The organism is Pseudomonas sp. NPDC085632 (genome assembly GCF_044541255.1).
Lineage (GTDB): Bacteria > Pseudomonadota > Gammaproteobacteria > Pseudomonadales > Pseudomonadaceae > Aquipseudomonas.
In genome coordinates this window covers 49,521-62,725 of sequence record NZ_JBITSX010000018.1, presented here as the reverse complement: position 1 = coordinate 62,725, position 13,205 = coordinate 49,521, and the positions used below count along the sequence as shown (strand labels likewise).

Here is a 13,205-nt window from a genome sequence, read left to right as displayed (position 1 = left end):
ATGGACGCTCTGCGTCCGCCGTTATGTGACGCGGAGCGTCACGGGATGCGTTCCCACGCAGAGCGTGGGAACGATCACCGGGGGAGAATTTGAACATGCTGCAAGTCGACAAGCTGCACCAGTACTACGGCGGTAGCCACATCCTGCGCGGCCTCTCGTTCGACGTGAAAGTCGGTGAAGTCACCTGCCTGCTCGGCCGTAACGGCGTCGGCAAAACCACCCTGCTCAAATGCCTGATGGGCCTGCTGCCGGCCAAGGAAGGCGCGGTGAACTGGGAAGGCAAAGCGATTACCACGTTCAAGCCGCATCAGCGGGTTCACGCTGGCATCGCTTATGTGCCGCAGGGCCGCGAGATCTTCGGGCGCCTGACGGTTGAAGAGAATCTGTTGATGGGCCTGTCGCGGTTTCCCGGCAGCGAAGCCAAGGAAGTGCCAAGTTTCATTTATGAATTGTTCCCGGTGCTGCTACAAATGAAGCAGCGTCGCGGCGGCGACCTCTCCGGTGGTCAGCAGCAACAGCTTGCGATTGGTCGCGCATTGGCCAGCCGCCCGCGTTTATTGATCCTCGATGAGCCGACCGAAGGCATTCAACCTTCGGTGATCAAAGAGATCGGCGCAGTGATCAAGAAACTCGCGGAACGCGGTGACATGGCGATTTTGCTGGTCGAGCAATTCTACGATTTCGCCGCAGAACTGGCCGATCAATACCTGGTGATGTCCCGAGGCGAGATCGTGCAGCAGGGTCGCGGTGAAAATATGGAGGCCGAAGGTGTACGCGGGCTGGTAACGATCTAGTACAACGAACTAATCTGTAGCTTCCTAACGATAATTACACACCATGAATTCGACTGTTGTACCTGCCCTGTTTACCCCGAGCTGGCACGCCGAGCTGGAACTCGCTTACGCCCGTTTCGGCGACTGCACGCGCCCGGTTCTGCGCCGCCATCTCGGCCCGTTGCGGGTGCAAAAGCACCTTTATGCCGAGGGGCCTGAAGTGTGTCAGCACATCATCGTCCACCCGCCGGGCGGGATTGCCGGTGGTGATCGCCTCGATATCAGCGCCCGCGTCGAGCAACGCGCCTGGGCGCAGATCACCAGCCCCGGCGCGGCCAAGTGGTATCGGGCCGGTGGACCGGCTTATCAGAAACTTGATCTGAAAGTGGCGGCCGGAGCGACGCTGGAATGGCTGCCTCAGGAAACCATCGTCTACAGCGCGGCACAGGCTGAGCTGAGCACGTCGATTGATCTTGAAGGCGATGCGCGGCTGTTCTACTGGGACGTGGTGGCGCTGGGTCGCCCGGCCAGTGGCGAGCGTTTCGACCGTGGGCATTTTCAGGCGCACCTGGATATTCGTCGCGACGGCCGATTGCTCTGGCATGAACGCCAGCGCATTGTCGGCGGTGATGGTTTGCTTGATTCGCCGATCGGGCTGGATGGCCATCCGGTGTTTGCGACGTTGTTGGTGACCGGTGAGATTGATGCTGAGTTGCTGGAGCGCTTTCGCTCGTTGGGCCATGAAGTGCGCGGGGATCTGACCCAGTTGCCCGGCCTTTTGGTCGCCCGTTGTTTGGCGTCGGAAGCACTGCTCGCCCGCGCCTGGCTGATTGATTTATGGCGTTTGCTGCGGCCGGTGCTGCTGGGCCGCGATGCGGTATCTCCCAGAATATGGAGTACCTGAAAAAGCCCCTCACCCCCCGCCCTCTCCCGGAGGGAGAGGGCGCCTGACCGAGTCGTTTGAAATGAATTTGATTGCCTGAACGAATACTGCTGACTGAGCCGGCCATAGAAAACAACCGAGATCAGTCCCCTCTCCCTCGGGAGAGGGCTAGGGTGAGGGGTGGCTCCAACTGGCACCCCACACCCGCAAGAACCTCACAAATCTGCCCTGATGGAACCCCACAATGGACCTGACCCCACGCGAAAAAGACAAGCTGCTGATCTTCACCGCCGGCCTCGTCGCCGAGCGGCGTTTGGCGCGCGGTGTGAAACTCAATTACCCGGAAGCCATGGCCTACATCTCCGCCGCGCTGCTCGAAGGCGCGCGTGACGGCCAGACCGTGGCCGAACTGATGCACTTCGGCACCACCCTGCTCAGCCGCGAACAAGTGATGGAAGGCATCCCGGAAATGATCCCGGAGATTCAAGTCGAAGCGACGTTCCCCGACGGCACCAAACTGGTCACCGTCCACCAACCGATCGTCTGAGGCGTGCCATGACTTACTCCACTCGTGATGCCGTCCACGCCGATCTGCCGGCGATCCGCGACATCTACAACGACGCCGTGCTCAACACCACGGCGATCTGGAATGAACAAGCTGTCGACCTCGGCAACCGTCAGGCGTGGTTCAGCGCGCGTCAGGCCCAGGCCTATCCGATTCTGGTGATCGTCGACGGCGACAACAGCGTGCTCGGCTACGCTTCATTCGGTGACTGGCGGCCGTTCGACGGCTTTCGCCACACCGTCGAGCACTCGGTTTATGTGCGCAGCGACCAGCGCGGCAATGGCCTCGGCCCGCAATTGATGACCGCACTGATCGAACGGGCGAAGACCTGCGACAAGCACGTGATGGTCGCCGCCATTGAAAGCGGCAACGCCGCCTCGATTCGTCTGCACGAGCGCGCCGGCTTCAACATTACCGGGCAGATGCCGCAAGTCGGCACCAAGTTCGGTCGCTGGCTCGACCTGACGTTTATGCAACTGACCCTCAATCCTGGCGCGGAGCCGCCTGACGCCAACAAGGAGTGACACCGATGAACGCCGCCCAACTGCGCCGCGTCAATGCTGAAAGTTTTGCCCATTACCGTCAGGGCCTGATCGATCTGCTGCTCGATGCCGTGGGTTACGGCGCCAGCGTCGGCTTCATGGCCGACCTCGATGCGGCGCAGGCGCGTGCCTATTTCGATGAGGTGCAGGACAACGTCAACAAGGGCAGCGTATTGCTCTGGGTGGTGGTCAAGGACGAACAGGTGCAGGCCAGCGTGCAGTTGGGTCTGTGCCAGAAGGCCAACGGCCTCAATCGCGCCGAAGTGCAAAAACTGCTGGTGCGCGAAAACGCACGTCGTCGCGGCCTCGGCCAGCAATTGATGACCGCCCTTGAACTCGAAGCGCCCAAGCACAAGCGCGGCATGCTTTACCTCGACACAGAAGCAGGTTCGCCGGCTGAAGACTTCTATAAAGCCTTGGGCTACACCCGCGCGGGAGCCATTCCCGATTACGCTTGTGACCCGAACGGCACGTACCGCCCAACCGCCCTCTATTACAAGATTCTGCAAGGAGCCCAGTGATGATTCCTGGCGAGTACCAGATCCAGCCCGGCGACATCGAACTCAACGTCGGCCGCCGCACCGTCAGCCTGAAAGTCGCCAACAGCGGCGACCGGCCAATTCAGGTCGGTTCGCACTATCACTTTTTTGAAACCAACGACGCGCTGACTTTTGATCGCGCCGCCAGCCGTGGCATGCGCCTGAATATTCCGGCCGGCACCGCCGTGCGCTTCGAACCGGGGCAGAGTCGCGAAGTCGAGCTGGTCGATTACGCCGGACATCGGCGGGTGTTCGGGTTTGCCGGACGAATCATGGGTGATCTCTGACATCTGCGTGCACCGCTGCCCCTCACCCCAGCCCTCTCCCGAGGGAGAGGGAGCCGAATGGGGGCTTTTCCGATCCTGAGTTCGACTCGATATTTCAGGTCGATGTCTGTCGAAAGAAACCCGCGATCAGTCCCCTCTCCCTCTGGGAGAGGGCTAGGGTGAGGGTCAATGGCTCACCACTATTTTCCTGAAGGACGCTGCATGAAAATCTCCAGACAAGCCTACGCCGACATGTTCGGCCCCACCGTCGGCGACAAGGTGCGCCTGGCCGACACCGAGCTGTGGATCGAAGTCGAAAAAGACTTCACCACCTACGGCGAAGAAGTGAAATTCGGTGGCGGCAAAGTCATCCGCGACGGCCAGGGCCAAAGCCAATTGCTGGCCGCCGAAGTCGTCGACACGCTGATCACCAACGCGCTGATCGTTGACCACTGGGGCATCGTCAAAGCCGACGTCGGCCTCAAGGACGGGCGCATCGCCGCGATCGGCAAGGCCGGCAACCCCGACGTGCAGCCCAACGTGACCATCGCCATCGGCGCCGGCACTGAAGTGATCGCCGGCGAAGGCATGATCCTCACCGCCGGCGGTATCGACACGCACATCCACTTCATCTGCCCGCAGCAGATTGAAGAAGCGCTGATGAGCGGCGTCACCACCATGATCGGCGGTGGCACAGGACCTGCCACCGGCACCAACGCCACCACCTGCACATCAGGGCCGTGGCACCTGGCGCGCATGCTTCAGGCCGCCGATGCGTTCCCGATGAACATCGGCCTCACCGGCAAAGGCAACGCCAGCCTGCCAGAGCCGTTGATCGAACAGGTCAAGGCCGGCGCCATCGGCCTCAAGCTGCACGAAGACTGGGGCACCACCCCGGCGAGCATCGACAACTGCCTGACAGTCGCCGATCAGTTCGACGTGCAGGTGGCGATCCACACCGACACCCTCAACGAGTCCGGTTTCGTCGAAACTACCCTCGGCGCGTTCAAGGGCCGCACCATCCACACCTATCACACCGAAGGTGCCGGCGGCGGTCACGCGCCGGACATCATCAAGGCCTGCGGTTTCCCCAACGTGCTGCCGAGTTCGACCAACCCGACCCGGCCGTTCACCCGCAACACCATCGACGAACACCTCGACATGCTGATGGTCTGCCACCACCTCGACCCGAGCATTGCCGAAGACGTCGCGTTCGCCGAGAGCCGCATCCGTCGCGAAACGATTGCCGCCGAAGACATCCTCCACGACCTCGGCGCGTTCTCGATGATCAGCTCCGACAGCCAGGCCATGGGCCGTGTCGGCGAAGTCATCACGCGCACCTGGCAAACCGCCGACAAGATGAAAAAGCAGCGCGGCCCGCTGCCCCAGGACGGCGCAGGCAACGACAACTTCCGCGCCAAACGCTACATCGCCAAGTACACGATCAACCCGGCGATCACCCACGGCATCAGCCATGAAGTCGGTTCGATCGAAGTCGGCAAGTGGGCGGATCTGGTGCTGTGGCGCCCGGCGTTCTTTGGCGTGAAGCCGACGCTGATTCTCAAGGGCGGCGCGATTGCCGCCAGCCTGATGGGCGATGCCAACGCCTCGATACCGACCCCGCAACCGGTGCATTACCGCCCGATGTTTGCCAGCTACGGCGGCTCGCTGCACGCCACCAGCCTGACCTTTATCAGCCAGGCGGCGCAGGAAGCCGGATTGCCGGAAGCGTTGGGGTTGAAGAAGAAAATCGGCGTGGTGAAGGGGTGCCGTGATGTGCAGAAAACCGACCTGATCCACAACGACTACCTGCCGAACATTGATGTTGATCCGCAGACGTATCAGGTCAAGGCTGATGGCGTGTTGTTGTGGTGTGAGCCGGCGGAGACACTGCCGATGGCCCAGCGGTATTTCTTGTTCTGACCACAAAAAAAGGCCCTTCGGGGCCTTTTCAATAATGAGTCAGAAACTCCGCATCATCGTTCATCGCGGGCAAGCCAGCTCCCACAGGTTCTGCGCCGACCTGAGATCTGCATTCCAACGCAAAACCCTGTGGGAGCTGGCTTGCCAGCGATGAGGCCAGCTCAGCCCCAACAAGATTTTCAGGCTGTCTACTCCACCACCAACCGGCCCAAGCGCTGGCGCAACATGCGATTCTCGGCGCGCAACTCACGCACCTCTTCCAGCAGATCCAGCGCCAGGGCGACACCTTCCCACTCAAGCTCCAGATCGCGCCGCAGCTTGGCGGCGCGTTTGGCCAAAGCCAATTCGTAATCGGTGAAACGCCATTCCCGGGGCTGCGCACCCTGAGGTTCGAGGATGCCGTGCTCGACGATTTCGATCACGTAGACGTCCGACAAATCGGCCGCCTCACAGAATTCTGCCAGGTCCAGTTGAACGATCAGGGGGCTGCTCATGATGGGCTACTCCGTCGTCGAATTCAGAAGTTCTCTCGCGGATTGAAGGCGGCTTTCTGCGCCAGTTCCTGCCACAGCGCCTTGACCTCGTCGTCGGCCGCTTTCGGCATCACCGCTTTGAGTTGCACAAACAGATAACCGCGCTCACCGGCCTTGTTTTTCAGACCATGACCTTTGGCGCGCATGCGCTGGCCATTCTGGCTGCCGGCCGGGACCTTGAGGTTGATCTTGCCGGTCAGGGTCGGCACCGCCACTTCGGCACCCAGCGCCAGTTCCCAAGGCGCCAGCGGCAAGGTGATGATCAGGTTTTCGCCTTCAACATCGAATTTCGGGTGCGGCGCAAAGCGAATGGTCAGGTACAGATCGCCATTGACCCCGCCACCGACGCCCGGTGCGCCCTGGCCTTTGAGGCGGATGCGCTCGCCATCGGTGACGCCCGCCGGGATCTTCACGTTCAGGCTCTTGCTGGTGTTGCTGACGTGCTGACCGTTGGCGTTGTATTGCGGCACCTGGAAGGTGACTTTCTTCGACTCGTTCGACAGCGTCTCCTCGAGGAAGATCGGCAGTTCCATTTCCACGTCTTGCCCTCGGCGCCCTGCACTGCGTTGTTGCCGGCCTTCACCGCCACCGAAACCGGGGCCGCGATTGCCGAAGATCGAACTGAAGAAGTCCGAAAAGTCGCCGGTGTCGCCACCGCCACCACCAAAGCCGCCACGGCTCTGCCAGCCCGGTGGCCCCTGGAACGGCTGACCGTGCTGGCCATAACGGCGCAGTTCGTCGTATTCGGCGCGTTTGTCGGCGCTTTTCAGCGCTTCATAGGCTTCCGAGGCGTCTTTGAACTTGGCCTCGGCGTCCTTTTCCTTGCTGACATCGGGGTGGTATTTGCGCGCCAGCTTGCGATAGGCAGCCTTGATTGCCTTGTCGTCTGCTGTCGGCTCCACGCCGAGTATCTTGTAATAGTCTTTGAAGTCCATTGAAGGAATCACCATCCGTTATCGATTTCGCGCCGATGCCAGCATGCGCTGATTCGCGCGTGCCAGGTTGACCGATCTCAAGGTTGTGACCGGGTGACGCAGCAGAAGTTTATCGGCAGTGGACGGCGGTTCTTGCGACCGCCGGTGGTTCTGCCGGCCCATGCCAGCAAGTTTGGGGCAAAGCTTGAGGTTTCAAGGCAGTTTAGTCGCGAAATAGCAGATGACCGGCCTTCGAATCTGGCGCGCACTGACATACACTGCGCGGCCGTTTTTTTGACCGGAACCGAAAGACATGAAAGACGCCTCTCCAGCCCGTGCCTGCGGCATCGACTTCGGCACGTCCAACTCCACCGTCGGCTGGCTGCGCCCCGGCATGGAAACGATGATCGCGCTGGAAGACGACAAGATTACCCTGCCGTCGGTGGTCTTCTTCAACATCGAGGAACGCCGCCCGGTTTACGGTCGTCTGGCGCTGCACGAGTACCTGGAAGGCTACGAAGGCCGCCTGATGCGCTCGCTGAAAAGCCTGCTCGGTTCCAAGCTGATCAAGCACGACACCAGCGTGCTCGGCACGGCGATGCCGTTCAAGGACTTGCTCGGTCTGTTCATTGGCCAGCTGAAGAGCCGCGCCGAGACCGCCGCCGGTCGGGAATTCGAGCAAGTGGTGCTGGGTCGTCCGGTGTTCTTTGTCGATGACGATCCGCTGGCGGACCAGGAAGCCGAAGACACCCTGGTCGATGTGGCGAAGAAGATCGGCTTCAAGGAAGTCTCCTTCCAGTACGAGCCGATCGCCGCTGCCTTCGACTACGAGTCGACCATCGAGAAAGAAGAGCTGGTGCTGATCGTCGACATCGGCGGTGGTACGTCCGACTTCTCGCTGGTGCGCCTGTCGCCCGAGCGTCGTGGTCTGGATAACCGTCACGATGACATCCTCGCCACCGGCGGCGTGCACATCGGCGGGACCGACTTCGACAAACAGTTGAGCCTGCAAGGCCTGATGCCGCTGTTCGGCTACGGCAGCCGCATGAAGAGCGGCGCCTACATGCCGACAAGCCACCACATGAATCTGGCGACCTGGCACACGATCAACTCGGTGTACTCGCAGAAATCCAGCCTGGCGCTGGGCAGCATGCGTTACGACATCGAAGACACTGGCGGCATCGATCGCCTGTTCAAGTTGATCGAACAGCGTGCCGGGCATTGGTTGGCGATGGAAGTCGAAGAAACCAAGATCCAGCTGACCCACACCGACAGCCGCCATGTGCCGCTGGACCGGATCGAAGCCGGTTTGAGCGTGGAACTGTCGCGGGCGCTGTTTGAATCGGCGATCGATGCGCTGCTGGAGCGCGTCCGCGGCAGTGTTACGCAGCTGTTGAACGATGCCGGTGTGGCGGTCGATCAGGTTGATACGGTGTTCTTCACCGGCGGTTCGAGCGGGATTCCGGCGCTGCGCAACAGCGTCTCGGCGATGTTGCCGAATGCACGGCATGTCGAAGGGAATATCTTTGGCAGCATTGGTAGCGGTTTGGCAATTGAAGCGATGAAACGCTACGGCGCCATGAACTGATCCAAGACCGCGTTGCGCCCATCGCTGGCAAGCCAGCTCCCACAGGTTCTGCGCCGCTTTCGAAAGCGGTATCACTCTTGTGGGAGCTGGCTTGCCAGCGATGGCGGCAGCTAAGGCAACACAGTTATCGGATCAAACCATCCCGCCCAGCTTCAACTCACTCTTCAGGTACGCATAATAAATCGGCCCCGCCACCACTCCCGGCAAACCGAACGCGGCCTCGAACACCAGCATCGCCAGCAGCAACTCCCACGATTTGGCACTGATCTGCCCGCCAACGATGCGCGCGTTGAGAAAGTACTCGAGCTTGTGGATAAAAATCAGATAGCCCAGCGCGGCAATCGCCACCCAGATCGACAGTGAAAGACCGACGATGGTAATCAGCGTGTTCGACATCAGATTGCCAATCACCGGCAGCAGACCGAGCAGGAAGGTCAGTACGATCAGGGTTTTGGTCAGCGGCAGCTTGATGCCGAACATCGGCAGGATCACCGCGAGGAAAATCCCGGTGAAGACGGTGTTGAGCAGGGAAATCTTGATCTGCGCGAAGACGATGTTGCGGAACGCCTGCACCAACAGGTGCAAACGGTCGAACAGCGCGGCTGCCAATGGTTTGCGTTTGGTAACGTCGGGGATCCGCTGCAAGGCGATGATGGCGCCGAGAACCATGCCGATCAGCAACGTCACGAACATGTGCGCGGCGTCCTTGCCGACCAGTTGCAGGTCGGACAGGTGTTTGCTCATCCACTCGCCAATCGCCACGCGAAACTCCGCAGCACTGGCCGGTAAATAAGCGTCGATGAACGGTGGCAATTGCCCGCGCGCGCGGTCGACCACGCCCATGAACTTGTCGAGAGACGCGCCCGGATTTTCCGCTTCGTGCAGAAGAAAACTGATAGCGCCGGCGAAGATCAACGCCAGCACACTCACCACCAGCGTACCCAGCAACGCCACCGCCAGCCAGCGCGCGCGGCGGCCTTCGATCAGCCGTTGCAGTTGCGGGGTGAGCATATTGACCAGCTCATAGACCAACAAACCGGCCAACAGACTGGGCAACAAGCGCAGCGGCAGCACCAGCAGCAAACCGCCGAAAATGATGATGCAACTGACCCAGAACACTACATGACGCTCAGAAAACGTTGGCATACAGCCTCAAAACGAACGGCGTAAAAGGATTGGCAGTCTGCCAGCGTTCCGGGGTGAGCACTAGAAATATGCGGTGCTTGAGGTCCCCTCACCCTAACCCTCTCCCAAAGGGAGAGGGAACCGATTGGGGGATGCTCTGGATTTACAGTGACCTGAACCAGCGACATGGAATCCATAATCAACCGGATTTCTCAGGTCGACGAATACCTTGAGACAAAGCGGTCAGTCCCCTCTCCCTCCGGGAGAGGGTGAGGGTGAGGGAGAGGGTGAGGGCAAATCTCAAGCGAACACGTCAACCCAGTCACCCACTGATCCAGGTTATTTTTTCTTCAGGCAATCACTCATGAACGTCTTGCGTGCATCGCCGGTCAGGGCCTTGGTTTTCGCATCGGCGTTGCAGGTTTTCATTTTTTCCTGCTGCGGAGTCAGGGCCTTGGCATCGTTGGCCGCTGGCGCTGCCTTGAGGCAGGTGCTCATGAAGGTTTTGCGCTCATCGCCTTTCAGACTCTTGGCGGTCGCATCGGCATTGCAGGTGGTCATTTTGTTCTGTTGCGCCGTGGCGGCGAAACCCTGGGAACACAGGAGCAAACCAATCATCAACAAAGGCACACGCAACATCTTCATGGAGTTTTCTCCTTGTCGCCGCACCGAGGGGGGGCGGCCTCTGCTGGAGTGTAGCCAAATCTTGTTACACCTTCCTGCCTTCCAGATGGCTACGGCGATACTGCTCCGGCGTACACCCGGCCTGCCGCGCGAACATGGCAATGAATGCCGAGCCGCTGCTGTAACCGAGATCGAAGGCGATTTCCTGCACGCTGCGCGAAGTTTCCAGCGCCTCGATCGCAGCGAGGTAACGCAGACGCTGACGCCACTCGCCAAAACTCATCCCCAACTCACGAACAAATTGCCGCGCCAGCGTGCGCTCGCTGACATGCACTTGCAGCGCCCAATGCGCCAACGGCTGATTGTTACCCGGTTCGGCCTGCAAGGTTTCGAGAATCGCCAGCAAACCCGGGCTGCTCGCGTACGGCAGATAACACTCATGCACCGGCGCCTGTTGCAACTGATCGACCAACACCTGCGCCAGACGCTGATCGGCATCGAGCTCGGGAATCTTCACGTCGCGGGCGGCAAAGTCCTTGAGAATCGCTTTGAGAATGTCACTGATCGCCAGGGTACAGGCGCGCTTGGGCAGTTCGGTGCAGACCTTGGGGTCGAGGCACACCGCGCGATAGTTGACCGGTTGATGGCTATAGAAACTGTGCTCGACCTGCGGCGGCACCCACACCGCGTATTGCGGCGGCGACATGAAGCGGCTGCCGTCGACGTCCATGTGCAGCACGCCGTGGGCCGCGTACTCCAAAGTGCCCCACGGATGCCGATGCGGCGCGGCATATTCATGAGCATTGAAGTCGGCGTAGCGGAAATACACCGCTGACGGCAGTTCGCTGAAATCCAGCAGATCGATGTGTTTACTGTTCATGCTGTCCGGTTTCAGAGGCAGGTTGTCCGGTTCGAAGTATAGGCCTGCATCCAGACAAGGGATAATTGCGCTTCATCAACGTACTGGTTTCAACGCATGCAATACGCTTTTCCGCTGCTGGCGATTTTTATCTGGGCCGGCAATACCGTGATCAACAAACTCGCGGTCGGGGCAATTTTCCCCGCCGAGATCGGTTTCTACCGCTGGCTGCTGGCCGGCCTGCTGTTCACGCCGTTCATGCTCAAAGCGGTAATCGCGCACTGGCCGCAGATTCGCCCGAACCTGGGCAAGATCTTCGTCCTCGGCGTACTCGGCATGGCGGTATATCAAAGCCTCGCTTACTTCGCCGCGACCCTGACCACCGCGACCAACATGGGCATCATTCTGTCGCTGATGCCATTGATGTCGCTGGCCATGGCGATCATCAGCCTCGGCCAACGCCTGACCGCCGGTGCGCTGGTCGGTGCGGTGTTGTCATTCGCTGGCGTGCTGGTGGTGGTCTCGTCCGGCAGCCTCGGTGCGTTGCTGCAGCACGGCGTGAACATGGGCGATGCGATGATGCTGATCGCGACCATGGCCTATGCAATTTACAGCACGCTGCTGAAGAAATGGCAGCTACGCCTGCCGCCATTGGTGTTGTTGTATTTGCAGGTGCTGGTGGCGATTGTCGTGTTGTTTCCGCTGTATGCCGCTTCGCCGAAAACCGGTTTGACCCTGCAGAACATTCCGCTGGTGCTGTATGCGTGCCTGTTGGCGTCGATGCTCGCGCCGCTGGCGTGGATGCAGGCTGTGCAGCGGTTGGGGCCGAGTCGCACGACGTTGTTTTTCAATCTGCTGCCGTTGATTACTGCGCTGATTGCGGCGGTGGTGTTGAAGGAGCAGTTGGCGATGTATCACCTGGTGGGTGGATTGCTGACCTTGGGCGGGGTGATTCTGTCCGAGCGTTGGACCACCGTGTTGAGCCGCCGGATCAGCGTTGCCTGATAGGGCCCCATCGCTGGCAAGCCAGCTCCCACAGTGATTTGGGCGTTCACAAGATTTGTGTTCGATCCCAAACCTGTGGGAGCTGGCTTGCCAGCGATGAACGAAAACGCGGTCTGGCTGTTAAACCCCAGCTGCCTTTAGCCGCGCCGCATGCTCGACAAACAGCCGCACCGGATCCGCCCCTTTGCCGACCAGCCCCAGCGACTGATTGACGATGTCGAAGTGATCCAGCGGATAGTCATCGCCAATCACCGTGCCCAGATGCGAGCTATACCGCCCGACCATCCCGTCGCACTGCCCCGGCTCACGCACGAAGGTTTTCGCAAACAAGCGACAACTGCGATTGGTCCCGTCAAACAAATTCCCGCCGCGATCAGTCTTGCCCGGCTGCAACGTCCCCGACCATGAGTAATAGCGCACGCCGTTGACCTCTTCCGGCCCGTGCCCGCCCCACGTCTCGGGCAAGCCCTGTGGATAACGCTGGTTGAACAGCGCGACGCCCTCAGTCGTCAGCGATTGGTGCGAGGCGTGGATATCCACCGGCAGTTTCGGCCCGTGATAACCGGTCTCCAGTAACGCCATCAGCCAACCGACAAACCGCAACAGCGCCTCAAGGATCCGACCTTTGGCACTGTCCGCCGGGTAATGTTTCGCCAGGTAGTCAGCCAGTTCCGAACCGTGATTGGGTCCGGCCACCGATGTCACCGAGGCCACCAGATCCGGCCGTTTCGCCGCCGCATAGCGCGCCGTCAATGAGCCCTGACTGTGGCCGAACAGGTTGACCTTTCGCGCCCCGGTCTCCCGCAGAATCTCATCGATACGCGCCAGCAATTGCTCACCACGCACTTCTGTGGAATGGAGCGGCGACACCTGCACGGCAATCACCGTCGCACCACCACGGCGCAACGCCTTGATGATTCCGTACCAATACGGATAGAGCACCAGCCGGATAAACCCGAGCATGCCCGGCACCAGCACCAATGGATAACGCGTCGACATGGGCAAACATCCTTGTGGTCGGTGGGTGGATGCAAGGCGTGCAAAACGCCCGCCAAGCATCCTCCCT

At 60.4% G+C, this 13,205-nt stretch carries 15 protein-coding genes; 9 read left to right on the top strand and 6 right to left on the bottom strand.

From position 1 onward, the window contains the following. Positions 1–95: 95 nt before the first annotated feature. The 7 genes from urtE (at position 96) to ureC (ending at position 5,491) form a co-directional block, all read left to right on the top strand. Positions 96–794 (top strand): urea ABC transporter ATP-binding subunit UrtE, encoded by a 699-nt coding sequence (gene urtE, locus ACIF4X_RS14305; protein WP_242208463.1) that lies wholly within the window; start codon positions 96–98, stop codon positions 792–794. A 43-nt stretch (positions 795–837) separates the two neighbouring features. Further along, entirely contained in the window at positions 838–1,677 is an 840-nt protein-coding gene (locus tag ACIF4X_RS14300) for an urease accessory protein UreD (RefSeq protein ID WP_397482635.1), read from the top strand. A 223-nt stretch (positions 1,678–1,900) separates the two neighbouring features. Continuing rightward, entirely contained in the window at positions 1,901–2,203 is a 303-nt protein-coding gene (gene ureA / locus ACIF4X_RS14295; protein ID WP_007915951.1) for an urease subunit gamma, read from the top strand. 8 nt (positions 2,204–2,211) lie between these two features. Next, complete coding sequence (locus ACIF4X_RS14290; RefSeq protein WP_397482634.1) at positions 2,212–2,745, top strand: GNAT family N-acetyltransferase; 534 nt, start codon at positions 2,212–2,214, stop codon at positions 2,743–2,745. A 5-nt stretch (positions 2,746–2,750) separates the two neighbouring features. Then, complete coding sequence (locus ACIF4X_RS14285; RefSeq protein WP_397482633.1) at positions 2,751–3,284, top strand: GNAT family N-acetyltransferase; 534 nt, start codon at positions 2,751–2,753, stop codon at positions 3,282–3,284. Continuing rightward, a complete protein-coding gene (locus ACIF4X_RS14280; protein WP_016984791.1) occupies positions 3,284–3,589 on the top strand; it encodes an urease subunit beta in 306 nt (101 codons plus the stop codon). The genes ACIF4X_RS14285 and ACIF4X_RS14280 overlap by 1 nt, the downstream gene beginning before the upstream one ends. Positions 3,590–3,790: 201 nt before the next feature. Further along, positions 3,791–5,491 (top strand): urease subunit alpha, encoded by a 1,701-nt coding sequence (gene ureC / locus ACIF4X_RS14275; RefSeq protein WP_397482632.1) that lies wholly within the window; start codon positions 3,791–3,793, stop codon positions 5,489–5,491. A 188-nt stretch (positions 5,492–5,679) separates the two neighbouring features. Here ureC and ACIF4X_RS14270 read toward each other — a convergent pair whose 3' ends face one another. Beyond that, positions 5,680–5,985, bottom strand: a complete 306-nt coding sequence (locus ACIF4X_RS14270) for a chaperone modulator CbpM (RefSeq protein WP_016984795.1) — start codon at positions 5,983–5,985, stop codon at positions 5,680–5,682. 23 nt (positions 5,986–6,008) lie between these two features. After that, positions 6,009–6,959 (bottom strand): DnaJ C-terminal domain-containing protein, encoded by a 951-nt coding sequence (locus tag ACIF4X_RS14265; RefSeq protein ID WP_397482631.1) that lies wholly within the window; start codon positions 6,957–6,959, stop codon positions 6,009–6,011. A 292-nt stretch (positions 6,960–7,251) separates the two neighbouring features. Here ACIF4X_RS14265 and ACIF4X_RS14260 point away from each other — a divergent pair, with 292 nt between their 5' ends. Continuing rightward, positions 7,252–8,526 carry an Hsp70 family protein gene (locus ACIF4X_RS14260; RefSeq protein WP_008085447.1) on the top strand — a complete coding sequence of 425 codons (1,275 nt, stop codon included), beginning with the start codon at positions 7,252–7,254 and terminating at the stop codon, positions 8,524–8,526. Between the two features lie 132 nt (positions 8,527–8,658). Here the strand turns inward: ACIF4X_RS14260 and ACIF4X_RS14255 are convergent, their stop codons facing one another. The 3 genes from ACIF4X_RS14255 to ACIF4X_RS14245 all read right to left on the bottom strand — a co-directional run bounded on the left by ACIF4X_RS14255 (position 8,659) and on the right by ACIF4X_RS14245 (position 11,155). Continuing rightward, positions 8,659–9,672 carry an AI-2E family transporter gene (locus ACIF4X_RS14255; protein WP_397482630.1) on the bottom strand — a complete coding sequence of 338 codons (1,014 nt, stop codon included), beginning with the start codon at positions 9,670–9,672 and terminating at the stop codon, positions 8,659–8,661. A gap of 318 nt (positions 9,673–9,990) precedes the next feature. Then, positions 9,991–10,296 carry a PsiF family protein gene (locus ACIF4X_RS14250; RefSeq protein ID WP_007950613.1) on the bottom strand — a complete coding sequence of 102 codons (306 nt, stop codon included), beginning with the start codon at positions 10,294–10,296 and terminating at the stop codon, positions 9,991–9,993. A 64-nt stretch (positions 10,297–10,360) separates the two neighbouring features. Next, positions 10,361–11,155: an AraC family transcriptional regulator gene (locus tag ACIF4X_RS14245; protein WP_397482629.1), complete on the bottom strand. Its 795-nt coding sequence runs from the start codon at positions 11,153–11,155 to the stop codon at positions 10,361–10,363. Between the two features lie 96 nt (positions 11,156–11,251). Between ACIF4X_RS14245 and ACIF4X_RS14240 the strand changes: the two genes are divergently transcribed. Next, positions 11,252–12,139, top strand: coding sequence for a DMT family transporter (locus ACIF4X_RS14240; RefSeq protein WP_397482628.1), 888 nt, complete (start codon positions 11,252–11,254; stop codon positions 12,137–12,139). A gap of 120 nt (positions 12,140–12,259) precedes the next feature. Here the strand turns inward: ACIF4X_RS14240 and ACIF4X_RS14235 are convergent, their stop codons facing one another. Beyond that, the gene (locus ACIF4X_RS14235; RefSeq protein ID WP_397482627.1) at positions 12,260–13,138 is read right to left on the bottom strand and encodes an alpha/beta fold hydrolase; all 879 of its coding nucleotides are present in this window, start codon (positions 13,136–13,138) and stop codon (positions 12,260–12,262) included. Positions 13,139–13,205 lie beyond the last annotated feature (67 nt).

What these genes read in the sequence shown, in the direction of transcription:
- ACIF4X_RS14260 (WP_008085447.1), top strand. Translation starts at nt 7,252, where the DNA reads ATGAAAGACGCCTCTCCAGCCCGTGCCTGCGGCATCGACTTCGGCACG.
- ACIF4X_RS14280 (WP_016984791.1), top strand. Translation starts at nt 3,284, where the DNA reads ATGATTCCTGGCGAGTACCAGATCCAGCCCGGCGACATCGAACTCAAC.
- ACIF4X_RS14235 (WP_397482627.1), bottom strand. Translation starts at nt 13,138, where the DNA reads ATGTCGACGCGTTATCCATTGGTGCTGGTGCCGGGCATGCTCGGGTTT.
- ACIF4X_RS14265 (WP_397482631.1), bottom strand. Translation starts at nt 6,959, where the DNA reads ATGGACTTCAAAGACTATTACAAGATACTCGGCGTGGAGCCGACAGCA.
- ACIF4X_RS14255 (WP_397482630.1), bottom strand. Translation starts at nt 9,672, where the DNA reads ATGCCAACGTTTTCTGAGCGTCATGTAGTGTTCTGGGTCAGTTGCATC.
- ACIF4X_RS14290 (WP_397482634.1), top strand. Translation starts at nt 2,212, where the DNA reads ATGACTTACTCCACTCGTGATGCCGTCCACGCCGATCTGCCGGCGATC.
- urtE (WP_242208463.1), top strand. Translation starts at nt 96, where the DNA reads ATGCTGCAAGTCGACAAGCTGCACCAGTACTACGGCGGTAGCCACATC.
- ACIF4X_RS14240 (WP_397482628.1), top strand. Translation starts at nt 11,252, where the DNA reads ATGCAATACGCTTTTCCGCTGCTGGCGATTTTTATCTGGGCCGGCAAT.
- ACIF4X_RS14245 (WP_397482629.1), bottom strand. Translation starts at nt 11,155, where the DNA reads ATGAACAGTAAACACATCGATCTGCTGGATTTCAGCGAACTGCCGTCA.
- ACIF4X_RS14300 (WP_397482635.1), top strand. Translation starts at nt 838, where the DNA reads ATGAATTCGACTGTTGTACCTGCCCTGTTTACCCCGAGCTGGCACGCC.
- ACIF4X_RS14285 (WP_397482633.1), top strand. Translation starts at nt 2,751, where the DNA reads ATGAACGCCGCCCAACTGCGCCGCGTCAATGCTGAAAGTTTTGCCCAT.
- ureA (WP_007915951.1), top strand. Translation starts at nt 1,901, where the DNA reads ATGGACCTGACCCCACGCGAAAAAGACAAGCTGCTGATCTTCACCGCC.
- ureC (WP_397482632.1), top strand. Translation starts at nt 3,791, where the DNA reads ATGAAAATCTCCAGACAAGCCTACGCCGACATGTTCGGCCCCACCGTC.
- ACIF4X_RS14270 (WP_016984795.1), bottom strand. Translation starts at nt 5,985, where the DNA reads ATGAGCAGCCCCCTGATCGTTCAACTGGACCTGGCAGAATTCTGTGAG.
- ACIF4X_RS14250 (WP_007950613.1), bottom strand. Translation starts at nt 10,296, where the DNA reads ATGAAGATGTTGCGTGTGCCTTTGTTGATGATTGGTTTGCTCCTGTGT.